Raw genomic sequence first — 24,656 nt, forward strand, 5'->3', positions numbered from 1 at the left:
CATTTCGGACACCTGCCTTCTCTCAATTAGTTTACACAATCAAGATTTTTGTGTCCACTTTTTCATACTAACACCAATCCAACTGCCAAAACATTTTTTTACCGCTGTTATTCCACAGGTATCTTTATCTTTAGAAAAACTCTTCATTGTTATTTTTCCGTTTTTTTCATAATGATCTCTCATTTGCTGAATTATCTCTTTTTCACTATATAATATCATTCCAATCTCCTTAAGGCTTTTTATTTTATAAAAAGATTTATTTTCAGCATAATTCAGGTTTTGTGTTCTCCTTCATCTTACTTCAGATTGAGAAATATCCCGATATTATTTATCATATAAAATTTAGCTGAATATTTATATACAGTGATTTTCCACTTTGAAAATCATCTTTTTTCTATGCTCTTAAAATATATATTATTTTATTATCTAAATTTTACTTTCTAATATTTCAAAAATAAATTATATCTGGATCATTATCCCTTTATTAAACTGAAAAATATAAATCAATAAATAATTTTATTGTGACGGCGTATTCAGTCCTCTCATTTAGTTTCTGTTATCAATGTTAATAAATAATTTTTTTCATCAAATATTTTTACACGAGCTCTTTCCTTAGTTTTTTCTCAATTAATTACTGTTTTATTATGTTAATTCCAAGAGCATTTTTCTCATTTGACTTGTTATGAATAGTTTTCTATAGTACCAGAATTGAAAATAATAATATCGGAAATACTGCCGGATCATTACTATCCCTTATATCGGCAATATTCTATATTCAATTTACTTTATAACCCTCTCCCAATGATCAGAACCTTATTTACTCCGATCGACGTTATTGTACCGGTATATTCTTTTATTTCTAAGTTTCGTAAGATATTTCTCCTAGTTTCAAAGTTCTTGAATATATGTCCTACAATTTCTTTTTTTTCTATACCTCTGTATGCGATATTACTGCTATATTTATTATTTTTCCTATAATTTGTAATAATATTTTCAACTTATTGTTTACTTTAAGATTTTTACTGCAATTGTTCCGTTTTTTCAAAATAACAACTGATTTTGGAACCACACTGTTTAAAATATCATTTGTTAGATAAACATAAATCTTATACATGATTTTTTGATATTTTCAGATATTTTTTGGCTATTTTACTGTGATTAATAAAAAATCTATATTATTCATAAAATAAATTTTTTATTTAATTTATCGTACGTTTAATTATTATTTTTTACTAATTACTTACTTTTTACAAATCTTTATTTAAATTTATCAATACGTTTTTATTAGTTTCAAAAATTGTTTTACTAGATGTGTGAATATAAAAGAATAAAATGGTTATACTGCTTTTTGTTAAAAAATATGTTAAAAATAATACTTAATCATAAAATATAAAACTATGATAATTCTTACTGCTTCTTTGGCTGTTTCCTCTTTACCCGCTTTGTTTCCTTATTTTTCGGTTCTGTTTCTGATGAGCATTCTCAATATTTCAATATATAAATTTTAATTACACCTCCCTCATTAAAATTATTTATTTCCTATATAAACAAATATAAATATTGTACACAAGCTTTTAATTCTATCGCCACCACTTTTGTATACCGATTATATTACATTTCTATATTTAATGTCAATATTTTTTTCCCTGATAAAAAATCTATCAACCCGTTACTATATATGCATTTGAAAAATTATACATGTCAAAAATCCAGTTTTTCCAGTCTTTCCAGAACATTTAGTGATATTTTATCCTCATATTTTCTAAGGTAAATATTATTTTACATGCGACAATTAACAAAAAAACCTTGAAAATCAAGCACTTTTTCAAAAACTTTTTTTAGAAAAAACGTTCTAATGTCATTATTCATTAACTTATTCTACATATTTAATTTTTTAAAAAATTATTTTTTGACAAATTTGAAATTATATTTTTTTTTAAAAAAAGAGCGTAAAAAATCTAATATCCAGATAATAAAATATACATTTTTTCCATATTTATTTACATATAAAAAAAAGAGAAATCTTCAAGATCAAAATCTATAAAGCTCTCTCCTGTAATTAATATTCCATCATCAATGCTTCATCCGACCCCGGTTCCACACCATTTTTCACTAACTCTTTCACTACATTTTCTATATCTTCTTTTATTTTCTCTATATTTTCTTGTTTTTTTCCTCTGTAATAAATATTTGCAGGAAATAAACCTATAAATTTCTCCAGACAATTCATGTATATATTCACATTTTCCCTGCTGTTTCTTAAAATATCATAAGTAAATCTCAGTCCGTCATACGGTCCGGGATTATGCCACACTTCTGTTTTCTTAATAAGCGGTATGATCCACAAAATAATATCATCGCCAAAATCATAATTTTCATTTGGAACAGCGAAAAAATCATCAGACTGTTCTATTCCCAGATCAGCCAATTTCAAAAAATTTTCATTTTTCATGGGAAATTTTGAATCTTCTATGCCTGTCATGGCCAGCAGATCACCAAATACAGGTTTTTCCCCTATGAAGCTGATATCAGTTATTATCAGACATTTATCAGTAATTTCTTTATCAAGTTCTTTCATGCTCATACCTCCGGTTTATAATTATTTTTATCTGATGTATTGCCGGATATTCTATTCCGGCTCTTTTACAACTAGAAAATTCCTTATCATTAATATAATAAGGAATTTTGCTTTTTATTTTAAAATATATTCTGAATTATACGGTCCTTCTACCAAATTAAAAGTTACCTCTTTAGGATTATCTAAAAGAGATTTATAACTAAAGAATATACTTCCCTTTACATTTGAAAAATCTCTGTTAAAATAAATCTGGTTTATCAGCTCATCTGAATTTTTCCATTCTTTTACCTTATAAGCTGCCTGCCCTATGTACAGGTCAGTTTTTGATCCTGCCACAACATCACTCCACCATTTTACAAGAGTATTATATTCTGCAAGATTAAATCCCTGATTCCAGTATATCTGAGGTGCCACATAATCTATCCAGCCTTTATCTACCCATAATAGTATATCTGCATATAAGTCATCATAATTCTGAACTCCGGCTCTTGTGTCAGAACCTCTCTCAGGATCAGTACTTTTATTTCTCCATACTCCGAAAGGACTTATTCCAAACTTCACATTAGGCTTTGACTTTTTTATTTCTGCTGATAATTTTTCTACAAGTTTATTAACGTTATCTCTTCTCCAGTCATTTTTGCTGTAAAACTTACCGCCGTACTGTCTGTATGTGCTTTCATCAGGATACTCCTGATTCTTCACCTTATAAGGATAAAAATAATCGTCCATATGCACAGCATCTATGTCATAGTTCTTTACTACTTCCATAATACTATCCACTACATAATCATCTACATCGGGAACACCCGGGTTAAGATAAAGTTTTCCTCCGTATTCTACTATCCATTCTGGTTTTTTGAATACGATGTTATCTCTTGACAGTCTGCTTCTGTCGCTGTTCATTGATAATCTGTACGGATTGAACCATGCATGAAATTCTATTCCACGTTTATGTGCTTCATCTACCATAAATTTCAACGGGTCATATCCGGGATCTACTCCCTGTTTTCCTGTAAGATATTCTGACCACGGACTGTATTTTGACGGATAAAAAGCATCTCCTGTAGGTTTCACCTGAACTACAACTGCATTCATGTTCCATCTTTTCAGATTATCTAATATATTCAGATACTCTCTTTTCTGCTGTTCTGCACTAAGTCCTTTTTTCGAGGGCCAGTCTATATTTGCCACACTTGCTACCCACACTGCTCTAAATTCTTTTCTCGGCTTTGCAGCTGCCGTTTCTGTTTTCTTAGTATTTGCTGCCGGTTTTACAGCTGAAAAACCTGTGCAAAATATAAACAAACTGATTAACAGTATTATTTTTGATTTCATTATTCCTCCACTTTATTACAATGTAAAAAATTTAAAAAGTTATAAAACAAGATATCCTTGCATTATAACTTCTTCATTTTACCTTATTAACCTTAGAAACATCTTAGCCTGCACGTCTAAAAAAATCCAAAACCTTATAATCAGTCCAGTAATAGTCTTTATTAAATTTGGCAAAACCAACATGTCCTCCATATTTTGGATAAAGTATATTTAAATTTTCATTTATTTTTTTTAAATGTTTCGGATAACATTTATTTGACAATATTGGATCATCTTTTGCATTTATTATCAAAGCCGGAATCTTTATATCAGGAAGAAAATTTATTGCACTTTCTTTTTTGTAATAATCTTCCGCATCCTTAAACCCGTTTAATTTTGCAGTATATTTATTGTCCATTTCATTGAAGTCAGTCATCTTATCTATTCCGTCAATATTGATCTTATTCGGCATCAGCTTATGTTTTTCCTTTATCTTTTTTCTGAAACTCAAAATAAATTTCATTCTGTACACATAGTTTCTTCTTTTATTAAGAGTGAATGAAGAATCATAAAGATCCAGCGGACAGGAAATAGCCACACCGGCCTTTAGCTTTTTGTCTCTGCCGGCATCTACACCCATATATTTGAGTATCAGATTTGCTCCCAGACTGTATCCCACCAGATACACCTCATTATATTCAGGCTCTATATGATTTATTACCTCTTTCAAATCATCAGTTGCCCCTGCATGATAAAACTTAGGGAGTCTGTTTAATTCCCCGCTGCACGATCTGTAATTTACAGCAGTTATATCAAATCCGTTTTTGCTCAAAAAGCTCGCAGCAGCTCTGATATAGTTACTGTTTGAGGAACCTTCAAGCCCGTGGCATAAAACTGCCACTTTTTTATTTCCGTTTTTTATTCTGTCTATATCCAGAAAATCGCCGTCTTTCAGCTCAATTCTTTCTCTCTCATAGTCCACTTTTACATTTCTGAAAAAAGTCGGATATACAGTATTTACATCCCCTAATTTAAATAAAAAGTTAGGTTTATATGTTTTCATTTTATCCCTCCTGTGCTAAAACAAGATTCTAAATTGTTTCAAAGTCCACATACAGCGGCAGATGATCCGAGAGTCTCACATCCAGTACTTTAAAATCATTAATTTTTATCCCTTCGGAATATATGATAAAATCTAGTACTTTTTTTGGTTTCCAGCTTGGATATGTGGGAATATTCTTTACATTTGCATTTTTCAGGTTTAATGCTCTCAGAAATAACTCTATCTCTTCCTCACCCCAGAATAAATTAAAATCACCGGCTATAATAAACGGTTTTGTACATGAATCTATTACTTCATACAGTTCCACTATCTGCTTTAGCCGTGTTTTTGCTCCCAGTGCAAGGTGTATCAGAAATATGGAAAAATCTTTTGTTTCCAGTTCTATTACCAGTTTTTTCATTCCATTATTAAAATAATGAAATTTCTGCCCTTCTACCTGAAGGCCTGATAAGAATGCATTTCCCTGTCTTCTCAAGACAGGAACTTTCATAAGACTGGAATTCTGGGAGTATTTATGTTCATAAATCCCATAATGACCCAGCTGTTTTCCCAAAAATGTTGCCTGATTTTTCCTTCTTGTTCTGTAAGAACCAAGGTCGACCTCTACAAGTCCTACTACATCAGGCTTGTATTTCTTTAAAAAATCCCCGATTTTATCAGTCTGTTCTACTGACTTGCCCAAATAACCCCTTATGTGTTTTAAAGGCTGGTGTAAGTATTTTCCTGTTCCATACCGGATATTATATAAAATAAATTTCATATTCTCATCACCATTCTGCGTTTATATTATTATATTACTCCTTTTAAAAAAATTTTACAAGAATCAAATTCAAAATTATTCTGTCTTAGAGAGTTCTAAGTATTTGTTCCGTTAATGAAAGCCCTGAATTCCCAATGCTTTTCACAAATAAAAAATGAGGCTGGTATAATTACATTTTCAGAGTCTTTTTTGATATTACCCTGAATATCTTCATTACCCTTTATAAAAATTATACCACCTCATTAAAAATTATATCTCATTGGTAAGCCTGAAATTTCCTTTTTATATAAAGCAGGAATACAGTGTCAGTTTACCAGTCTCTTTCGCCTATTGCCGTTTCTGTGTCAATATCAATATCGAAATACTTTAATATATAGTCCACTGTTTCCCCTATGGATTCTCTGGCTCCGGTTTCTATCTCGCTGTCGTTTTCATCGAATTCTTCCTGAAGGTCATTTATTGCTATAGTCATATTATCAAATTTTTCCTGTATCTCCTCTGTTTTATGCCCTTCTTCCTCAAGATATTCCACTACTTTTATTATCTCATCCCTTACTTTATCGACTAAAAACTTCGGGAAATAACTGTCATTATACATATCTTTCAAATAGATATAATTTTCGTCGAATTTTTTCATTATTTCTCCTTTTATTACAAAATATCAGATTACTCTACAATAAATTTTGATAAATCCAGATTTTCTTCTTCCGGAGTAAGTACAAGATCTTTGTAAGTATAGTGTTCTACTATATTTACAGCATGATCGCCTATTCTCTCTATATCCGAAATTATATCCACATATATTACTGCCGCACTTCCCACACATTTTCCTTCTCTTGTTCTGTTCATGTGGTTCTTTATGGCTTTTCTTTCCAGCTTATCTATATACTCTTCTTTTTCATTAACAGAAGCACCGAATTTCAGATCTCTTTGTAAAAACATATTTATGGTATCTTTTACTGCAAGATAACATACATCAAGCATTTTCACTATTTCTCCCACTGCTTCGTCAGTTATTTTTTCTTTTGTGCTGTATATATTCTGCATTTTTATAACTGTATTCTGTGCAAGATCAGCTATTCTCTCATAATCTCTAAGCGAATACATAATTACGTTTAATTTTTTTGTATCTTCATTTGATAAAACCGCACCTGATAATTTTATACAGAAGTTATGCAGCTTTTTATCTATTGAGTTTACTGCTGTTTCTATACTAAATACTGTTTTTGCATTTTCCTGATTTTTAGTTTTTATATATTCATTTGTCTCTTCGAGCATTTCCACCACGAGGTTCGCCAGAGCAAGCAGAGTCTTTGAAGCCTGTTCTGTTGCCAGTACAGGTGACTGTACTATTAATTCCTCACTTAGCAGTTTTTCATTAAATTTAGTTTCTCTTTCACCTTTTTTAGATGGTATTATTTTCTTAACTGTTCTTTCCAGTAACGATACAAACGGAAGCAGCATTAATGTCACGGAAAAGTTAAATAATCCGTGTGTAAATGCCAGCTGCATTTCGGGATTCAGATGAAGTACACCTGTCACCAGATATTCATACGGTATAATAGCCTGAAACAGGAATAATACAATACCAAATACTACAGCACCGAATATATTAAATATTACGTGTGCAGTTGCTGCTCTTTTTGCTGCTGTAGCTCCGCCCAGTGCAGATAAAACCGCTGTTATCGTTGTCCCTATATTGTCTCCCAGAAGTACCGGTATCGCACCGACAAATGATATAGTATGCTGTGCATAAAGAGTCTGCAGTATCCCTATAGTAGCAGATGAAGACTGTACTACCATTGTAAGTGCTGTTCCTGTTAATATCCCTAATATTGGATTGTGTGATAATTTTACCATATATTCTGCAAATATTGGTAAGTGTGCCAATGGTTCCAGAGCTTTACTCATTATATCAAGTCCGAAAAACAAAGCACCGAATCCGAAGAAAATCTGCCCCAGGGAGTTTACTTTATTCCCCTGTGCAAACATATATATTATCGCACCAACAAACATTATGGGTAATGCGTAATCCTTTATTTTCAATCCTATTAAAAATGCCGTTATTGTTGTTCCTATATTGGCTCCCATTATTACCCCTATGGCCTGCCGCAGATCCATTAGTCCTGCTCTTACCAGCGATATCGTAAGTGCGGTAGTTCCTGAACTGCTTTGTATCAGCATTGTTGAAAACGTTCCTACCAAAACACCTTTCACCGGCGTATCAGTGTATTTATTTATCAGGTCTCTCATTTTATCCCCGGCGTAATTCTTTAGTGCTTCGCCCATAAATTTAATTCCAAATAAAAAAATACCCAATCCTCCTAATAACATCATCAGAGTCTGCGGGCTGATTGCCCCTTCGTTTCCATCCAGCATATTTTTCTCCCTTCATCTTTCAAAAAGCTTTTACTTTGTAACTAGTCCTACCCCGTCACCAAACGGAAGAAGCACAAAATTGTGATTATCATTCAGATAATTAATGAATTCATTTAATTTTCTTACTATTGTTTTGTATCTTTTCGGTATCTCTGCTTCTGCTACCAATCCTTTGAACATTATATTATCGATAAATACAATACCATTTTCCGATAGTTTCGGATATGCGAGATCAAAAAACTTTTTGTATTGTCCTTTAGCTGCATCTATAAAAATAAAGTCAAACTTTTCATCTATTTCACTTATTTTTTCCAGCGCATCACCTAAAATCAAATTCACATTTTCAAAACTAAATTTTTCAAAATTCTTCTTTGCCTTGCTGTATCTTTCATTGTCTATCTCAATTGTATAAAATTTTCCCCCGTTTTGTTCAGAAATCTCTGCTAAAAATATTCCCGAATAACCAATAGCAGTTCCTATTTCCAAAATATTAGCAGCTTTTCCTGTTTTAGCTGAAAAAATCATAAAGTTCAAAACTTCCTCGGTTATTATGGGAACTTTATTTTCTTCCCCGTATTTTTTTATCTCAAGTATTTTTTCATTATTTATTTTCAGCAATTTTCTGGTATACTCAGAAGCTTTATCAAAATCGACTATCATGCCCACCTCCTCATATTATAATATTTTTTTTCTGATTTTCCTAACATTTTATTTTTTGCTGCCCTTATTATCTGCTAAAATTTTCCTTAATTTTTCCAAATCGCCTTCTATCTCGGAATATTCGAATAAAAAGCACTTATATCTTTGGATATAGAATAAAATTCCATATTTAATTTCTTTTATTTTGAAAAATTCTCCATATTTCAATATTAAAATTTCTGCTTTTGACTTATTTATTATTTCTGCCCTGTCCTGATAAAAAAGCACTCTTGCTCTCAAAAATCTGTTATTCATTGATTTCAGCGTTTTTTTCGGTGTTATAAAATAATTATATAAATATTGAATAGAAGTTCCCAATGCTATTAATATATATAATAATTTAGAAGTATTATTCTTTCCTAAAAATAATCCTGATATCAGAATTACATATGCTGTGATTACTAATAAAAGCCTGTGATTAAACACTCTTTTAAACATTATCTTTCTTATTTTATCTTCTGTATATTCAGAATTTTCTATTTTTGCTATGATTTCTTCCTTTTCTGTTTCATAATATGGTTTCAAAATTTCATCGAGTTTTTTCAGACTCTCAGGCTCAAACTCATCAAACCCATAGAAAAGAAGGCTGTCTTTAGTTACATAAAACAAATATCCTATATCTGTTTTATCTACAGCATATAATTCATTATATAAAAAAGTTGTTTTTTCATCTTTTACAATATTTTGGGAAATAACTCTGTCATCAAAAAATACATCTGAATATTCTTTTTCGCTGTCAGATCTGGAATCATAAATTTCTTGTGAGAATTCTTTATAATTCACCTTATATCTGGCGTAATACAGGCGCATAAGCCTGTCTGCGGTTACTGTATACCGTATCTCTGCTATTTCTTTCACAAAGTATCTCCCCCTTTCATATCCTGACGCTACATGTATCCGGATAAAGCGCTGTTAAGTTTTTCCAGTTCATTCTCTTTGAATTCATCATAAAAAAAGAAATAAAAACTGTATTTTTGAATTAAAAATATATATCCTTTTTTTGTCTTTTTTATTTTATAAAATTCATTATAATAAATCTCTGTAAGTCCCATTTTTCTTTTGGCTATTACTTCTATCTTATCTTCATAAAATAATATTCTGGCATATAAAAAATTCTTATTGGTAGACTTTATTATCCTTTTCCCTATATTTTTGTAATAAAATTTAAGAAAAAACAATATAAAAACTGTATATAATACAATTGTAAGAATACTTATCCAAATACTGCGGTATATCAATTGATGGAGTAATGTTAAAACAATTCCCAATATCAAAAATACAATATTCAGACTTTTATATATAATTTTACTTGCAGCAATGACTCTTTTTTCGTTAAGCTCATAATTTTCCAGTACTGCAAGAACTTCTCCCTGAGTTTTTTCATAAAAATTTTTTAGTATGTCATCTATTTTACCAAGATCTTCAGAAGAAAAATCACTGAATTTAAAGTAAAAAAACTGAACTTTACTTATAAAAAATAAATAACAGTCTTTTTCTTTTTTTATATTAAAAATTTCCTTATACATATAAGTATTTTTCTCATTTTTATCAATAGTTTTTATAACTACTTTTTCATTATCAAACTCTGCTTCGATATTCCTCATTCTGTCTGCTATTGATCTGTCAAGCTCATGCAGATACTCTTCACTTGTTGCACCATATGCTAATAAATATGTATCTTTCAGCCTGTTAAAATCCAGTCTGTATTTTATTTTTATAATATCTTCCACTCTTATATCTCCTTAGCGATTATCCATTCATGTGATGCACCCGCAGAATAATCCGAAATAAAATTATCCTTATATTCCTGCAAACGATTTTCAAGAATTGCAGTTCTTGCTCCTTTCATAAGCTTTATCAGAAAATAAAGATTATGATATGTAGTCAGTCTCTGACCGAGCATTTCTTCTGCTTTAAATAAGTGTCTTATATATGCTCTTGTATAATTTCTGCACACATAACAGTCACAGCCCTCATCAAGGGGTCTTGGATCCCTGAAATACTTGGCATTTTTTATTACAAGTCTTCCGTACTTTGTAAAAACTGTACCATGTCTTCCTATTCTCGTAGGCTGTACGCAGTCCATCATATCCACGCCGTCTTCCACTGCTTCGAGCATATCTACAGGCTCTCCCACACCCATTAAATATCTGGGTTTATTTTCAGGAAGTCTCGGAGTCATATATTCAAGTATTCTGTACATATCCTCTCTGGGCTCGCCGACAGCAAGTCCCCCTATTGCATATCCCGAAAAGTGTTCATCCATCTCATAAAGCTCATTAAAACTCTTGTCACGGAGATCTTCGTATATTCCGCCCTGAAAAATCCCGAAAAGTCCCTGTCTGTCTTTATTTCTGTTAGCCTCTATACATCTTTTTGCCCATCTTGTAGTTCTCTCTATTGAAGGAATCAGATATTCCCTTGTAGAAAGCCCGGGAGGACATTCATCAAGAGCCATCATTATATCGCTCCCCAGATTATTCTGTATATCTATTGACTTTTCCGGTGTAAGAAAGTGTTTTGATCCGTCAATATGCGATCTGAAATGCACACCTTCCTCTGTTATCTTTCTCAGATCACCGAGACTAAAAACCTGAAATCCTCCGCTGTCTGTGAGTATTGGTCTGTCCCAGTTCATGAATTTATGCAGTCCTCCAAAGTCATCTATTAGTTTATCTCCCGGTCTTAAATACAAATGATATGTATTACCTAAGATTATTTCCGCTCCTATTGTTTCCAGTTCTTCTCTTGTCATTGTTTTTACAGTTGCCTGAGTTCCCACAGGCATAAAAACAGGTGTTTCTATTTTGCCGTGAGGTGTTTCTATAACTCCTGCCCTTGCATTCCCGTCTTTTTTCTCTAAAGTATACTTTACAGGTAATTCCATCTGTTTCTCCTTTTATCTTATTATATCAACGATGTCTTTCATTGACTTTAGGTTATTCGCCAGTCTGTCAAAGTCATCACGTTTTTTTATCATAATATCAAATTTCATAAGTGAATATTCTATGCCGTTTTCCTTTGTTACAGTGGTATTCACATTTATCAGATCCATTTTAAAGTCATTAAGCACTTTTATTATATCCATAAGAATATTTGGTCTGTTCAATGCCTTTGCCGTAAATACGAATTCATACTTTGATGTGGATTTTCCTATTTCATCTACATCCCATTCCACGTCAATTGCTCTGTCCGGATCATTTTTCAAAAGATTATGAAGATTTTTGCAGTCTTTTCTGTGGATTACTATCCCTCTTACCTTTGTTACAAAGCCTTGTATTTCATCTCCCGGAAGCGGAGTACAGCATTTTGCGAACTTATACATTGTGTTGTCAGTCCCGCTTATTCTAATACCGCCTGTACTTTTTTCCTTTCTTTTGTTTCCTTTCAGAGTTTCTTCCTCAAGAACCTGTTTCTCGTTAAGCTCTTTCTTTACTTCAAATCTGTTTGTGAATCCTTCCAGAGAAAGCTCCCCTGTTGCAAATTTATAAAATAAAGATTTTGTATCATTAATATTATATTTTTTCATATATAGAAAAAGTTTTTCATCTTCCTCTATATCTTTAAATTTGAGATTTATTTTTTCCAGTTCACGTTCAAGAAGCAGTTCCCCGTCTTTTGTTCTTTCCTCGAATTCCTTATCCTTGAACCATTTTCTGATTTTTACTTTGGAGCTGTTTGCCTTTACCATGTTTATCCAGTCTTTTCCCGGACCCTTGCTGTTTTTTGAGGTAAGTATCTCTATCTTATCTCCGTTTTTCAGCTCATAATCCAAAGGCACGATTTTATCATTTACCTTGGCTCCTATTGTTTTATATCCGATCTGTGTATGTATATGAAAAGCGAAATCTAACGGTGTTGCCGCATTTTGCAGCTCCACTACGTCACCTTTCGGAGTAAATACAAATATTGTCTCGTTTAATACATTATCAGTTACTTCTTTTACAAAACTGTCTACATTCTCATTACCGGCTATTATTTTCTTTACAGCTGCGTAATAATTCTCATCTTTGCTCTTACTCTTTTTCTCTTTGTATTTCCAGTGTGCAGCGACTCCTTCTTCTGCTATCATATGCATAGCATAAGTTCTTATCTGCACCTCTATATTCTGTTTGTCAGGCCCTTCTATAGTCGTATGTATAGATTGGTAGCCATTCGACTTCGGAACGGCTATATAGTCCTTAAAACGACCTGCTACAGGTGTATACAGACTGTGTATTATCCCGAGAACGTTATAGCACTCCACTTCCTTATTAACGAGAATTCTGATTGCAATAAGATCATGAAGATCATTAAAATTTTTCTGTTTCTCCACCATTTTTTTATATATACTGTAAAGATGTTTCGGTCTCCCTGTAACTTCTCCCTGAATATTAAATTTTTTCAGTTCGCCGGATATTTTCTCTATTACTTCATTAGTGTATTTTTCACGTTCTTTCCTCTTTGTTTTTACCAGAGTGCTTATTTCTTTATATTTCTCCGGATAAAGATATCTGAAACTTATATCTTCAAGTTCCCATTTTATCTTTGCCATCCCTATTCTGTGTGCTATAGGTGCATATATTTCCAGCGATTCTTTCGCCTTTTCTATCTGCTTTTCCGGTTTCATATATTTAAGGGTTCTCATATTATGAAGTCTGTCAGCAAGCTTTATTAGTACCACTCTGATATCTTCCGACATGGCTACTACCATTTTTCTTATATTTTCTATTCTTTTGCTGCTGTCTGTTCTGGGAAGATTACGTAATTTTGTCACTCCGTCCACCAGTCTTGCCACTTCTTTTCCAAAATTATATTCTATATCCGGAATTGTAATCAGCGTATCTTCTACCACATCATGCAAAATTCCCGCCACTATAGTGTCGGTATCAAGTCTCAGATCTACCAGAATTTCTGCTACTTCAATAGGATGCAGGATATAATCTTCCCCGCTTTTTCTCTTCTGTCCCACATGTGATTCATATGCCAGCACAAAGGCATTTTCAATTTTGTCTACATCTACATCCAGATTATTTTCTTTAATCTTTTCTTCCAGTTTCGCAAATTTCTCTTTTATTCCCATTTTATCTCCCCAGATTTTAAAAAAAACGACATATTACATGTCGTTATTAGTATTTTAAGATAGAATAAACACTATGACCATCTAATAAATTTCTACCATTTAAATCGTCTAATTCAATTAAGAAAGCCAGCTCATATACTTTTGCCCCGAGTATTTCCACCAGCTTTACCATAGCTGCCGCAGTACCTCCTGTAGCTAATAAATCATCTACTATAAGTACGTTGGCACCATCTCCAAAGGCATCCTTATGAACTTCTATTGTATTTGTTCCATATTCAAGATCGTATTCCACCCGTGCAGTTTCTCCGGGTAATTTTCCAATTTTTCTCGCAGGTACGAATCCCGCACCAATATTATATGCAATGGCCGCACCGAAAATAAATCCTCTTGCATCTGCACCAAGTACATAGTCTATTCCTTTATCTGTGTATCTATCTGAAAAATCTTTAATTATAGCATGAAGCCCTTCTTTATCTTTAAGAGCCGTAGTTATATCTCGAAACATTACTCCTTTTTCGGGAAAATCCGGTATAGTTCTTATTAATTCCTTTAATCTTTTCATTTCTAATTTTTCCATTTGTCCTCCTATTTATCCCAAATCATACCCAAAAAATTTTCATATGACTCTTTTTTCATAATTTTTTTTAAAATACCGTTTACATTCGGGTATATTTTTATTTTTTCCATTTCTTCGAGTGTGAAAAATCTCAGATCGCTCAGCACATCATCATCACCCAGTGCAAGTTCTCCGGACTTCCTCTTTACTCTGAAGTATAAATTTATTACATGTTTAGTCTTATCAGGAGCAAGTGTTTCAGATATAAATAAAAATTCTTCAATTTCCACTACAAGATTAGTTTCTTCCAGAAATTCCCTTTTTACTGCTTCTTCTATTGATTCTCCCCAGTCGACTCCGCCTCCCGGGAGCAGCCAATAGCTTTTATCATTTTTCGTATGTTCTATCAGCAGCAGCTTTCCATCTTCTTCCAGTATTCCTGCGACTCTGACCCTCGGCCTATTATTCTCCATTGTCACCTCAGTTATCTTCTTCATTTATTTCTGTAACCAGTTTTATTACTCTTACTTTATCTATTCTGTGGTTATCCAGATGCAGAACTCTTACGACATAATCTTCGCCGTTTACCTTATCGTTAACCTCTGCGACTTTCCCCAGTTCATAATGCACATACCCTGCTATGGTATCATACTCGTCAGAAATAGGAATGTTTATATCCAGTTCTTTATTTACAGTTTCTATCTCTGTGTCACCCTTTATATCAAATACTTCATCTTTTATCTGATTAATATTTTCTTCCTCAAAGTCATACTCATCTCTTATTTCCCCCACGATCTCTTCAAGAAGATCTTCTATGGTAACAAGACCAAGTGTTCCGCCGTATTCATCTATTACGATCGCCATATGATTCTGCTTTTCCCTGAATTCTTCAAGAAGCTCTATAAGAGTCTTTGTCCCCGGGATAAAATAAGCATCTCTTTTCAGTTCTTTTACCCTTACATCTTTATCCCTTGTTCTGTCGAATTTTAACAGATCCTTAGAATAAAGGATACCCACTACATTATCTATCTGCTCTTCATAAATCGGGATTCTTGAAAATCCCTGATCAATTATGCTGTCCCACACTTCATCAAGACCTTTGCTTCCTTCCAGTGCAAAAATCGATGTTCTCGGTGTTAATATCTCCTTTGCACTTGTGTCAGTAAAATCTATAATGCTGTGTATCATTTCCTGCTCTTCTTCCTCTATTGCCCCGTCTTCTTTTCCCTGGACTACATATGTTTTTATGGAATCTTCCGTAATCAGAAACATATCGTCATTTATAGGAACGTTAAAAAGTCTGCTGAAAAATTTAGAAATAGCTATAAACACCACAACTATGATTTTAGACATTTTCTTTAGTGTATTTATCGGGACAATTACAGCTTTAGAAATCTGTATTGAATAGTTTTTGGCAATTACTTTAGGGGTTATCTCCCCGAATATCAAAAGTAATGCAGTCATAATTACAGTTACCATTAAACCTGCTATCCCCTGGTTTATTCCTAATTTTTGGACAACACCGAATGTAATAATCGTAGCTATAGTAGTAGCTCCTACATTCACTATATTGTTGCCCAGCAGTATTGTAGTAAGGTATTCGTTTGGCTTAGCCAGCCATTCTTTTAATAACTTTACTTTTTTCTTATCTTTTATTTCTCCTATATATATTCTTCTAAATGAAGTTAAGGCTGTTTCCGATGCGGAAAAAAATGCTGAAAGCCCTATCAAAATCACTAATAAAGCTATCTCCATCCAAAACCTGAATTCTTCCAAATTTAAGCACCTTCCTTTAAAATATACCATTTATAAGGTCAGTTTTAGTCAGTATCCCTGCTAAACTACCCTTATCAAAAACGAAAAAGAATTCTTTTTCATTATCCACAATACTTGAAACTGCTTCCTGAAGATCAGCATCTATATCTATTGTGTTAAATTCTTTTGTCATTATTTCTTTTGCTGTTACACCTGTTATTTTATCATATTTTTCTCTGAATTCTTTGTTATTCGGTAATGTTATGAGAAGATCCCATATCGCCAGTACAGGCGGCAGAGGAGCCTTTTCAGTCTTTACCAGAATATCATTTCTTGTTATTACACCTATTAATTTACCGTTTTCCATGACAGGGATTCTCCCTATCCCTTTTTCTTTCATTAACTTTAAAGCTTCTTCAAAACTATCGCCGGCATTTACTGTTACCAGATTTTTATTCATAATATCAGCTATTTTTTTCATAATTCCCTCCTTATTTTATCACCTTATATTCTCAGGATTTTATATCGGCTGAGATGATGAGATACAAGTACTTTATATTGCCATATTTAGTTACTTTGAATAAAACGCCAGAAGAACACATTTTATATTAATTACCTGCTAATTTTATCATATTTTTATTTGATTAACAAGAGTTATAGAAAACTATTTTTTAGTGGCTGATATACCGGTTCATCCGTATTTTATATTCGGGACGCCTGTTATTATATGCTTTTTTTATTGTATCTTTAGTTAACCATTATTTTTATGATTTATTATGTTTTTATTCTTTTTACTCGGGATAAACCCATTTTGCAGTTATAAGCTCATAATTTATTATTTCTTCTTCACTGAAAAACAGTGAAATTTCTCTTAATGCGCTTTCTTTTGAATCAGAAGCATGTATGAGATTATACTCTACATCGAGGGAATAGTCTCCTCTCACTGTACCCGGAAGTGCAGCCTCGGGAGATGTGGCACCTACCAGTTTTCTTACCATATTTATTACATCTTCACCTTCAAAAACCATTGCCAGAACAGGTGATGAAGTAATAAATCTTATCAAATCATCATAAAATCCTTTTCCTTTATGTGCCTCGTAATGTTTTTCAGCGAGTTCAGGGCTGATCATCATAAATTTCATTGCAGCTATTTTTATTCCTTTTTTTTCAAACCTTTGCAGTATCTCTCCTACGAGTCCTCTCTGAATACCGTCAGGCTTTATCATTGAAAAAGTTTTTTCCATTTGCTACCTCCTGAATATTTATATTATATCATATTTGGCTTAGTTTAGTTTTATAATCATTATCTTTGGTGTAATTTTTTTTTAAAAACCATATGTTGTTTTTGGCTTTTTTTTCGGTATCAACAGGAAAACCGGAAGAAATACCAGTATAACAGTAAAATAAGCACTAATAAGCCATGTAATTATATATCCTGCTTTATAAGCTATACCATAAAAAAGAAAACAATTCAGACCTATATTCAGATAATCTCCCATTGTAACAAAATATGCCTTCAAAACTGAAACAGGTAGTGATTCCCCATCGGCAGTAAGATTTATAAACTTGTCCTTTACCGCAGCAGGATAACTGGTACCTATTATAAGTCCGTTTTTCAGTCCTGAAAGAAAACCTGCATTTCTTTTTAATGCTGTTCTGTTATTATATACGTCACTAACAAGCTTATCTTTCATCAGTTCATCTTTTACAGTTCTGTCAAACATAGCCTGCTGTACTGTCAGGTCTACCATTCCGTCATACAGATCTGTGAAAAACTGAGGTTTGCCGTTAAGGGAAACTCCCGCAGCTTCATTTATTCTGCTGATTTTCCCTTTAAGTTCTTTTCTCAATTTTGCAGCTTTGCTTCTTTTGGTCAAAAAGCTGTCATTGGAATTTTTTCCTTCAAGATAAATTATAGTATTCGCATATTTATTCATAAAACTTCTCAAAAATCTGTAACTGTCCACATCATATTTTATGTATTGTAAAAAAAATCCCAATACTAAAACAGATATTGCTGCGGTTACATAATACATTTTTTTCTTCATTATATCTGCCCCTTCTCCCTAAAAAAATAAAACAACCTGACTATACCTGTTAAAAAGCTTCTGAAAAGCTCTCAAGAGTTATAATCAAGCTGATTTTTTGTGCTTACTCTCGCAATATATAAAATGCCTTACTCTATTACCATCAAAACATCGCCTTTTTTTATTGTCATCCCGTCTTTTGCCAGTATTTTTTTTATAGTTCCCCCTGCTGATGCTTTTATTTCATTCATTAATTTCATCGCTTCCACTATGCAGAGTGTATCCCCTTCTGATACCTTATCTCCCTCTTTTACAAAAGCTGACGCTGTTGGTGAAGGTGCTGCATAAAAAGTCCCTACCATTGGTGATTCTATTTTTATTCCGGAAATTTCTTCCTGTACAGGCTTTGCCTCTGTGCTTTCCGCATTTGGTGCTGCAGCAGGCTGAACGGCTTGTACTGCCTGTGGTTCGCTTACTGTAGTATAAACCACTTTTTCCTCTATATTTTTTTTGATTTTTACTTTAAAATCTTCATTTTCATATTCTACACTGTCTACCTCATAAGTATTTATACTCTTAGCAAGCTCTTTTATTAATTTTACCTTTTCTTTCATTACTTAACCTCTCTTCTTCTATTTTTAAATGATTTCAGCGTATTCCCGAGAAGGCTTGTGATAGTCATCGGCCCTACCCCGCCGGGAACAGGTGTTATATACGATGCTTTTTTAGATACACCAGTGAAATCCACATCACCGCATACTTTTCCTTCTACTCTGGAAATACCCACATCTATTACTACTGCTCCTTCTTTTACATTCTCTTCTGTTACCAGATTCGGGACTCCCACAGCTGATATTATTATATCCGCATTTCTCATTTTTTCAAATAAATTTTTTGTCTTGGTATGGCATACCTGAACTGTGGCACTTTTTTGAAGCATAAGCATAGCCATAGGCTTTCCTACTATATTGCTTCTTCCTATTATCACGGTATCCTTTCCCTGAGTTTCTATCTTATACTCATCCAGTAATTGTATTATACCATATGGCGTACAAGGTAAAAAACCACTTTCATCACCTATAACATATTTTCCTATGTTTACGGGATGAAATGCATCTACATCTTTTTCCGGTGATACACTGGTAATTACTTTCAGCTCGTTTATATGCTTCGGCAGAGGCAGCTGCACCAGAATACCGTCTGTATTTTCATCATTATTCAAAGTTATTATCAGGTCCAGAAGCTCTTTTTCGCTTACATCCCCGCCGAGATAATGAACCATTGAATGAAACCCTGCTTTTTCACAGGCTTTTATTTTATTATTTACATATATTTTTGAGGCAGGATCATCTCCTGCAAGAATTACTGCCAGCCCTGCTTTTCTTCCTGATGCTAAAGCCAGTACTTCATGTTCTTTTCTTATCTGCTCTCTGATTTTTGCAGAAACTGCTTTTCCGTCTATTACCACCAAAGCTATTCCCCCTTATTCTTAAGCATATCTTTCCAGAAATTAAGCTCCTGCAGATTAGCACTTATGTTAACATCTACTACTGCTACATCATCAGGTGTTTCCAGTTTATACGTAGTAAAATTCAATATTCCTTTTATATTGTTTTTTACCAGTATATCAGTAACTATCTGTGCCTGTTCCTTTATTACAGATAAAATAGCAGTATCTACGTTTAGTTTGCCAAGCTCGCCGTCTATATCCTTAATATCCTTTATTTTTATATTCAGATCCTTTATTTCTTTTCCTACCTTACTCGGACTTTTATCAAATACTTCCACTATGTTAAAGCTTTTCCCCAGAACTTCGGTATTGGAAGTAAGCATTTCCCCAACTTTTCCGTGTCCTACGAGAATCACTTTATTAATTCTGTCTATCCCGAGTATTCTTTCTATTATTGATATCAGATTTTCAATATCATATCCTTTTCCTCTTATCCCGAATTCCCCGAAAGTGGATAAATCCCTTCTTATCTGAGCAGAAGTAGTATTCATTATCTTTGAAAGTTCAGATGAATTTATATACTCTTCGTATTTCTTCATGTCATGCAAAATCGATAAATATTTGGTTAATCTCTGTATAACTCTGTCCGAAATATCATCTCTCTTTAATTTCATTTTTCCCTCCTAAAATTTAAATAAATTTATCCCCTGTCTGAAATACTCTTCCGTTAAGTAAGTCTACTCCACTTTGATTCTTTTTCCCCTGTAGTTTTACATTTTTTAATATTAGATTCCCGTCTCTCAGCTTTACTACAGGGCCGTGTTTTTTCTTTAAGGCCACTACCTCTCCGAAGTCTCCCTCATATTCTTCATAATCTTTTTCTGTTTCATATATTTTTACCACAGTATCTTTGAAAGTCGTATAAGCTCCCGGAAAAGGATTCAGTCCTCTTACTTTATTGTATACTTCATCCGCGGGCTTATTCCAGTCTATCTTCTCTTCTCCTTTTGTAATAGGTTTTACAAAAGTTGCTTTTGGATGATCCTGAGGAACAGCATGCACTTCTTCTTTTTCTATAAGATCAAGCGCTTTTCCCAGAAGATCGGCTCCGATTACTTTTAATTTATCATGCAGTGTTCCCAGTGTGTCAGTGTCTGTTATTTCACATGACTCCATTAGAATCACATCTCCCGAATCCAGTTCCTCTTCAATATACATAATACTCACGCCTGTTTCTTTGTCACCATTTAATATTGCCGAATGAATCGGAGAAGCACCTCTGTATTTTGGCAAAAGTGAAGAGTGAACATTAATTATCCCGTATTTTGGAATATCTATTATTTCTCTGGGTATTATTTTACCATATGCCACCACTACAATCAAATCAGGAGCCAGTTCTTTTATTTTGTTTACCAGATCACTGTCTTTCAGTTTACGCGGCTGTATAATTTCTATGTTATGATCCAGTCCGAACTGTTTTACAGGGCTGACTATAATTTTATTTCCTCTTGCATTTGGCTTATCCTCTTTTGTAAATATAGCGGCAATATCTGTCATCTCAAAGACTTTTTCCAGACTTGGCACTGCAAATTCAGGGGTTCCCATAAATATTGTTTTCATGTTTACTCCTTTTTCTATAATTAATTTTTGCTTTTTATTTCATTATCCAAAATACTTCTCAGATTTTCCAGTGATTGGTAAGTATTATCTTTTTCTGTACTGAATTCTATGTTTTTTATATATTTTGAAGTATCATATTCTCCTATAATTCCATCAAGAAAAATATATGTAATATAGAGATTGTCCTCTGTTGCCGAAGGATAATGTATTACCAGTTCCAGTCTGCCGTCATCGCTTTTTTTATATGCAAATTCCACAGTTTTGGAATCCAGAATTATTCCTTTGTAATCAATGATTACCGGAAGTTTTACCCTTTGTTTCAAAGCTTCTATTTTCCATAATCTTTCTTTTGGTGCTGCTTTGGCTATTTTTATTACCACCGGAAATAATTCCGGTATACCGCTTGCTGTAATTGTAAGGACTCTTTCCTTATCAGTATTGGGTTTTATTTCCACAGAAAGGCTGGGGTCTATTTCCCTCAGCTTATTATCCAAATCAGCTATATATTTGTTCTGATATTTATCTCCTTCATTAAAACTGTCAAGCATCTGTTTTTCTGTTTTTGAGTATAAATCCCAAAAATCCTTTATATCTTCTTCTTTTACCTCCTGCACAGATCCGCTGCCATTCATATTATCGAGACCTGATCTTATATTTATTTCTTTGTTTTCTTTCCCGCATGAAAACAGGAGCAGAAGAAGAAATAAACAGATTATCTTTTTCATATTTTAATTACCTTCTTTTTTTATTTGTGCCAGTCTTTTTGATATTAATCTTTTATTTAATGGTGATAATTTATCTATGAATAAAACACCGTTCAGATGATCAAGCTCGTGTTGGTATACTCTTGCCCAGATTCCGTCAAGTTCCTCTTCCACAGTTTCACCTTTTTCGTTCATATATTTTACACTTATTTTTTCAGGTCTCTTTACCCTTTTATAAATTCTCGGAATGCTCAGGCATCCTTCTTCCATTTCTATCTCTTCCTCGCTGAATTTGATAATTTCGGGATTAATTATTTTTTTTACATTACCTTCTACTTCACATACGAAAAATCTTTGTGTTAGTCCTACCTGATTCGCTGCAAGTCCCACTCCGCTTTCTTCTCTCATTGTTTCTACCATTTCATCAAGTATTTTTCTTATTTCGTCGGTAACCTCGGTAACTTCTTTTGATGTTTCACGTAATACCGGATTACCATAATATATTATTTTCATTACTTTCTCCTTTATATTTTTATAATAAATTCACGGGATCTACGTCTACGCTTATTCTGACATCTTTTTCCCTGTAATTTATCAGCGAACTTCTGATTTTATATTTAATATTATTTATAGATATTCTATCAGATTTTATAAAAATTTGATACCTGTATCTGTTATTAATACGATAGATGGGTGCTTTAAATGGTTTTGGAATAAAACTATTCTTCTCCCTGATCATATTATAAAACTTTTCCGCCTTATCTTTCAAGCCTGTTTCTGTTTCCGATGATATTACTATATTGATAATTCTCCCGTACGGGGGATATTTCAGTATCTTTCTTATTGCCATTTCATTTTCGTAGTATCCTTCGTAATTATCAGTTATAGTTTTCTTTATTGCATCATTATCAGGATCATAAGTCTGAATCAGTACTTCGCCTTCTTTCTTCTCACGTCCTGATCTTCCAGAAGCCTGTGTAAGCAGCTGATATGTTTTCTCTCCCGCTCTGAAATCAGGAAAATTCAGTATTATATCTGCATTTATTATACTTACCAGAGTTACATCGGGAAAATGAAAGCCTTTGGCTATAATCTGCGTTCCCAGCAGTATATCAAATTTATGATCTTTAAAATCATTGTACATTTTTTCAAACTGTTCCTGTGTTCTTGTATTTTCAGAATCAATTCTCAAAATTCTGGCATCCTTAAATAATTCACCAAGTTCTGACTCTATTTTTTCTGTTCCCGTTCCGAGATGAATGAGATTTTTACTTCCGCAGTTGCCGCATACAGGCTTAAAGTACTTCTCATATCCGCAGTAATGACATTTCAGCTTATTTTCCTTTCGGTAATAATTAAGACTTATACTGCAGTTAGGGCACGTTTCCACTGTTCCGCAGTCTCTGCATTTTATAAATGTAGAAAATGCCTTTCTGTTTAATATCAAAATTATCTGTTCATTTTTTGAAAGTTTTTCTGATATTTTTTCCAGCAGTTCATGAGAAAAATTTCCGTTTACATTCTGTAAATTTACAAGATCGTAAACAGGCTTTTTAGCATCATTATATCTGTTATTCAGCTCCAGAAGCTCTATGACTCCTTCTTTAGCCTGATAGTATGTATCAAATGAAGGTGTAGCTGATCCAAGCACTACTTTTACATTTTCTAACAGATTTGCCCTTTTTATTGCCACATTTTTAGTGTGATATCTGGGATTACTCTCCTGCTTATAAGTAGTTTCATGTTCTTCATCCAGAATTATGTATTTCAAATTCTGCACAGGTGCAAAAACAGCTGATCTTGCTCCTATTACTACTTTTTTATTTCCGCTCTTTATGGAATACCATTCTTCTTTTCTTTCCTTTGCAGTAAGACGGCTGTGAAGAAGAGCAACATTATTGCCAAACTCTCTTCTTAGTCTGTGCATCATCTGAGGTGTAAGAGATATCTCAGGAACCAGAAATATGGAACCTTCGCCGGATTTCAGCGCATTTTTGATCAGTCTTATATACACTTCTGTTTTTCCTGAACCTGTTATTCCCTTTATAAGATAATAGTTATTATTTCCATTTTCTATTGCATCCACTGTATTTTTCTGTTCTTCATTAAGCTCAATATCAGTTTCGTTGATTATTCCGTCAGTTTCTATTTCTTTTATTTTATTTTCTTTTGTAATAAGATGTTTTTCTATTTTTACCGCATCTTTTGACTGTGCATAAGAAACAATATCTTTGCCGAACTTTTTTATAAGTGTGGCAGAAGTGACTATTTTTTTCTTTTTCATGTAATCATTGAATTCTTTTACTATTTCTATATCATATTTTTCTGTATTTTCAAGCTCTTTAAAAAAAACTGCCTTTTGTGAATAGTTCAGCTTTAGTATTCCGGGAAAGACTGTTTTTATTACATTATAGTAGTCACTTATGTAATAGGCAGCCATCCAGTCTACCAGCTTTATAATATCTTCGGGAATAGACAGTATATCTGCTCTGCTGTCTATTTCCTTTATTTTTTTTATATCAAAATCTATCTTTTCTTCTTCTGTTTCTCTTAATATAACGGCCGATCTTTTACGGCCTGAAAAGTCTACTATACACCATTCTCCAGGTTTGTATTCCTCTTCTGATTTATATGTAAAGAAACTTTTCGTATTTTCCACATAAAGCACGTAATATTTCATTTATACTCC

At 33.0% G+C, this 24,656-nt stretch carries 25 protein-coding genes; all 25 read right to left on the bottom strand.

The window, feature by feature from the left end:
* Positions 1-39: 39 nt before the first annotated feature.
* A complete protein-coding gene (locus tag NK213_RS09070; RefSeq protein ID WP_253348633.1) occupies positions 40-219 on the bottom strand; it encodes a hypothetical protein in 180 nt (59 codons plus the stop codon).
* A 1,840-nt stretch (positions 220-2,059) separates the two neighbouring features.
* Positions 2,060-2,578: a hypothetical protein gene (locus NK213_RS09075; RefSeq protein WP_253348634.1), complete on the bottom strand. Its 519-nt coding sequence runs from the start codon at positions 2,576-2,578 to the stop codon at positions 2,060-2,062.
* Between the two features lie 114 nt (positions 2,579-2,692).
* The gene (locus NK213_RS09080; RefSeq protein ID WP_253348635.1) at positions 2,693-3,913 is read right to left on the bottom strand and encodes a glycoside hydrolase family 10 protein; all 1,221 of its coding nucleotides are present in this window, start codon (positions 3,911-3,913) and stop codon (positions 2,693-2,695) included.
* A gap of 103 nt (positions 3,914-4,016) precedes the next feature.
* Complete coding sequence (locus NK213_RS09085) at positions 4,017-4,955, bottom strand: YheT family hydrolase (protein WP_253348636.1); 939 nt, start codon at positions 4,953-4,955, stop codon at positions 4,017-4,019.
* 28 nt (positions 4,956-4,983) lie between these two features.
* Entirely contained in the window at positions 4,984-5,715 is a 732-nt protein-coding gene (locus NK213_RS09090) for an endonuclease/exonuclease/phosphatase family protein (protein WP_253348637.1), read from the bottom strand.
* Positions 5,716-6,025: 310 nt separating this feature from the next.
* Complete coding sequence (locus NK213_RS09095) at positions 6,026-6,352, bottom strand: DUF5713 family protein (protein ID WP_253348638.1); 327 nt, start codon at positions 6,350-6,352, stop codon at positions 6,026-6,028.
* A gap of 29 nt (positions 6,353-6,381) precedes the next feature.
* Positions 6,382-8,094 (bottom strand): Na/Pi cotransporter family protein, encoded by a 1,713-nt coding sequence (locus NK213_RS09100; RefSeq protein WP_253348639.1) that lies wholly within the window; start codon positions 8,092-8,094, stop codon positions 6,382-6,384.
* A 30-nt stretch (positions 8,095-8,124) separates the two neighbouring features.
* Complete coding sequence (locus NK213_RS09105; RefSeq protein ID WP_253348640.1) at positions 8,125-8,754, bottom strand: O-methyltransferase; 630 nt, start codon at positions 8,752-8,754, stop codon at positions 8,125-8,127.
* A 48-nt stretch (positions 8,755-8,802) separates the two neighbouring features.
* Positions 8,803-9,651 carry a hypothetical protein gene (locus tag NK213_RS09110; RefSeq protein WP_253348641.1) on the bottom strand — a complete coding sequence of 283 codons (849 nt, stop codon included), beginning with the start codon at positions 9,649-9,651 and terminating at the stop codon, positions 8,803-8,805.
* 29 nt (positions 9,652-9,680) lie between these two features.
* Positions 9,681-10,523, bottom strand: coding sequence for a YcxB family protein (locus NK213_RS09115; RefSeq protein WP_253348642.1), 843 nt, complete (start codon positions 10,521-10,523; stop codon positions 9,681-9,683).
* Between the two features lie 2 nt (positions 10,524-10,525).
* Entirely contained in the window at positions 10,526-11,680 is a 1,155-nt protein-coding gene (gene tgt, locus NK213_RS09120) for a tRNA guanosine(34) transglycosylase Tgt (protein WP_253348643.1), read from the bottom strand.
* Between the two features lie 12 nt (positions 11,681-11,692).
* Positions 11,693-13,855: a bifunctional (p)ppGpp synthetase/guanosine-3',5'-bis(diphosphate) 3'-pyrophosphohydrolase gene (locus NK213_RS09125; RefSeq protein ID WP_253348644.1), complete on the bottom strand. Its 2,163-nt coding sequence runs from the start codon at positions 13,853-13,855 to the stop codon at positions 11,693-11,695.
* Between the two features lie 46 nt (positions 13,856-13,901).
* Entirely contained in the window at positions 13,902-14,432 is a 531-nt protein-coding gene (locus NK213_RS09130) for an adenine phosphoribosyltransferase (protein WP_253348645.1), read from the bottom strand.
* A gap of 8 nt (positions 14,433-14,440) precedes the next feature.
* On the bottom strand, positions 14,441-14,884 hold the full coding sequence (locus NK213_RS09135; RefSeq protein WP_253348646.1) for an NUDIX hydrolase: 444 nt from the start codon (positions 14,882-14,884) through the stop codon (positions 14,441-14,443).
* 7 nt (positions 14,885-14,891) lie between these two features.
* A complete protein-coding gene (locus NK213_RS09140; RefSeq protein ID WP_253348647.1) occupies positions 14,892-16,187 on the bottom strand; it encodes a hemolysin family protein in 1,296 nt (431 codons plus the stop codon).
* A 16-nt stretch (positions 16,188-16,203) separates the two neighbouring features.
* Positions 16,204-16,647 (bottom strand): HPP family protein, encoded by a 444-nt coding sequence (locus tag NK213_RS09145; RefSeq protein WP_253348648.1) that lies wholly within the window; start codon positions 16,645-16,647, stop codon positions 16,204-16,206.
* A 310-nt stretch (positions 16,648-16,957) separates the two neighbouring features.
* Positions 16,958-17,410 (bottom strand): nucleoside-diphosphate kinase, encoded by a 453-nt coding sequence (ndk, locus tag NK213_RS09150; protein WP_253348649.1) that lies wholly within the window; start codon positions 17,408-17,410, stop codon positions 16,958-16,960.
* Positions 17,411-17,491: 81 nt separating this feature from the next.
* Positions 17,492-18,214: a hypothetical protein gene (locus NK213_RS09155; protein ID WP_253348650.1), complete on the bottom strand. Its 723-nt coding sequence runs from the start codon at positions 18,212-18,214 to the stop codon at positions 17,492-17,494.
* Between the two features lie 128 nt (positions 18,215-18,342).
* Positions 18,343-18,807, bottom strand: coding sequence for an acetyl-CoA carboxylase biotin carboxyl carrier protein (gene accB, locus NK213_RS09160; RefSeq protein ID WP_253348651.1), 465 nt, complete (start codon positions 18,805-18,807; stop codon positions 18,343-18,345).
* Complete coding sequence (folD, locus tag NK213_RS09165; protein ID WP_253348652.1) at positions 18,807-19,664, bottom strand: bifunctional methylenetetrahydrofolate dehydrogenase/methenyltetrahydrofolate cyclohydrolase FolD; 858 nt, start codon at positions 19,662-19,664, stop codon at positions 18,807-18,809. The genes accB and folD overlap by 1 nt, the downstream gene beginning before the upstream one ends.
* 2 nt (positions 19,665-19,666) lie before the next feature.
* Positions 19,667-20,317: a redox-sensing transcriptional repressor Rex gene (locus NK213_RS09170; protein ID WP_253348653.1), complete on the bottom strand. Its 651-nt coding sequence runs from the start codon at positions 20,315-20,317 to the stop codon at positions 19,667-19,669.
* Between the two features lie 16 nt (positions 20,318-20,333).
* Complete coding sequence (gene fmt, locus NK213_RS09175) at positions 20,334-21,263, bottom strand: methionyl-tRNA formyltransferase (protein ID WP_253348654.1); 930 nt, start codon at positions 21,261-21,263, stop codon at positions 20,334-20,336.
* A 20-nt stretch (positions 21,264-21,283) separates the two neighbouring features.
* The gene (locus NK213_RS09180; RefSeq protein WP_253348655.1) at positions 21,284-21,988 is read right to left on the bottom strand and encodes a hypothetical protein; all 705 of its coding nucleotides are present in this window, start codon (positions 21,986-21,988) and stop codon (positions 21,284-21,286) included.
* A gap of 3 nt (positions 21,989-21,991) precedes the next feature.
* Positions 21,992-22,480 carry a peptide deformylase gene (gene def, locus NK213_RS09185; RefSeq protein ID WP_253348656.1) on the bottom strand — a complete coding sequence of 163 codons (489 nt, stop codon included), beginning with the start codon at positions 22,478-22,480 and terminating at the stop codon, positions 21,992-21,994.
* A gap of 19 nt (positions 22,481-22,499) precedes the next feature.
* Positions 22,500-24,647: a primosomal protein N' gene (gene priA, locus NK213_RS09190; protein ID WP_253348657.1), complete on the bottom strand. Its 2,148-nt coding sequence runs from the start codon at positions 24,645-24,647 to the stop codon at positions 22,500-22,502.
* Positions 24,648-24,656 lie beyond the last annotated feature (9 nt).

This window comes from Sebaldella sp. S0638 (genome assembly GCF_024158605.1).
GTDB lineage: Bacteria > Fusobacteriota > Fusobacteriia > Fusobacteriales > Leptotrichiaceae > Sebaldella.

Excerpts from the sequence above, each read along its gene's own strand:
- NK213_RS09090 (WP_253348637.1), bottom strand. The coding sequence starts at position 5,715 with ATGAAATTTATTTTATATAATATCCGGTATGGAACAGGAAAATACTTA.
- NK213_RS09105 (WP_253348640.1), bottom strand. The coding sequence starts at position 8,754 with ATGATAGTCGATTTTGATAAAGCTTCTGAGTATACCAGAAAATTGCTG.
- NK213_RS09075 (WP_253348634.1), bottom strand. The coding sequence starts at position 2,578 with ATGAAAGAACTTGATAAAGAAATTACTGATAAATGTCTGATAATAACT.
- tgt (WP_253348643.1), bottom strand. The coding sequence starts at position 11,680 with ATGGAATTACCTGTAAAGTATACTTTAGAGAAAAAAGACGGGAATGCA.
- NK213_RS09170 (WP_253348653.1), bottom strand. The coding sequence starts at position 20,317 with ATGAAATTAAAGAGAGATGATATTTCGGACAGAGTTATACAGAGATTA.
- def (WP_253348656.1), bottom strand. The coding sequence starts at position 22,480 with ATGAAAATAATATATTATGGTAATCCGGTATTACGTGAAACATCAAAA.
- priA (WP_253348657.1), bottom strand. The coding sequence starts at position 24,647 with ATGAAATATTACGTGCTTTATGTGGAAAATACGAAAAGTTTCTTTACA.
- NK213_RS09095 (WP_253348638.1), bottom strand. The coding sequence starts at position 6,352 with ATGAAAAAATTCGACGAAAATTATATCTATTTGAAAGATATGTATAAT.
- ndk (WP_253348649.1), bottom strand. The coding sequence starts at position 17,410 with ATGGAAAAAACTTTTTCAATGATAAAGCCTGACGGTATTCAGAGAGGA.
- NK213_RS09145 (WP_253348648.1), bottom strand. The coding sequence starts at position 16,647 with ATGAAAAAAATAGCTGATATTATGAATAAAAATCTGGTAACAGTAAAT.
- NK213_RS09155 (WP_253348650.1), bottom strand. The coding sequence starts at position 18,214 with ATGAAGAAAAAAATGTATTATGTAACCGCAGCAATATCTGTTTTAGTA.
- NK213_RS09100 (WP_253348639.1), bottom strand. The coding sequence starts at position 8,094 with ATGCTGGATGGAAACGAAGGGGCAATCAGCCCGCAGACTCTGATGATG.
- NK213_RS09130 (WP_253348645.1), bottom strand. The coding sequence starts at position 14,432 with ATGGAAAAATTAGAAATGAAAAGATTAAAGGAATTAATAAGAACTATA.
- NK213_RS09180 (WP_253348655.1), bottom strand. The coding sequence starts at position 21,988 with ATGAAAAAGATAATCTGTTTATTTCTTCTTCTGCTCCTGTTTTCATGC.
- NK213_RS09080 (WP_253348635.1), bottom strand. The coding sequence starts at position 3,913 with ATGAAATCAAAAATAATACTGTTAATCAGTTTGTTTATATTTTGCACA.
- accB (WP_253348651.1), bottom strand. The coding sequence starts at position 18,807 with ATGAAAGAAAAGGTAAAATTAATAAAAGAGCTTGCTAAGAGTATAAAT.
- NK213_RS09125 (WP_253348644.1), bottom strand. The coding sequence starts at position 13,855 with ATGGGAATAAAAGAGAAATTTGCGAAACTGGAAGAAAAGATTAAAGAA.
- fmt (WP_253348654.1), bottom strand. The coding sequence starts at position 21,263 with ATGAAAACAATATTTATGGGAACCCCTGAATTTGCAGTGCCAAGTCTG.
- NK213_RS09085 (WP_253348636.1), bottom strand. The coding sequence starts at position 4,955 with ATGAAAACATATAAACCTAACTTTTTATTTAAATTAGGGGATGTAAAT.
- NK213_RS09070 (WP_253348633.1), bottom strand. The coding sequence starts at position 219 with ATGATATTATATAGTGAAAAAGAGATAATTCAGCAAATGAGAGATCAT.
- NK213_RS09135 (WP_253348646.1), bottom strand. The coding sequence starts at position 14,884 with ATGGAGAATAATAGGCCGAGGGTCAGAGTCGCAGGAATACTGGAAGAA.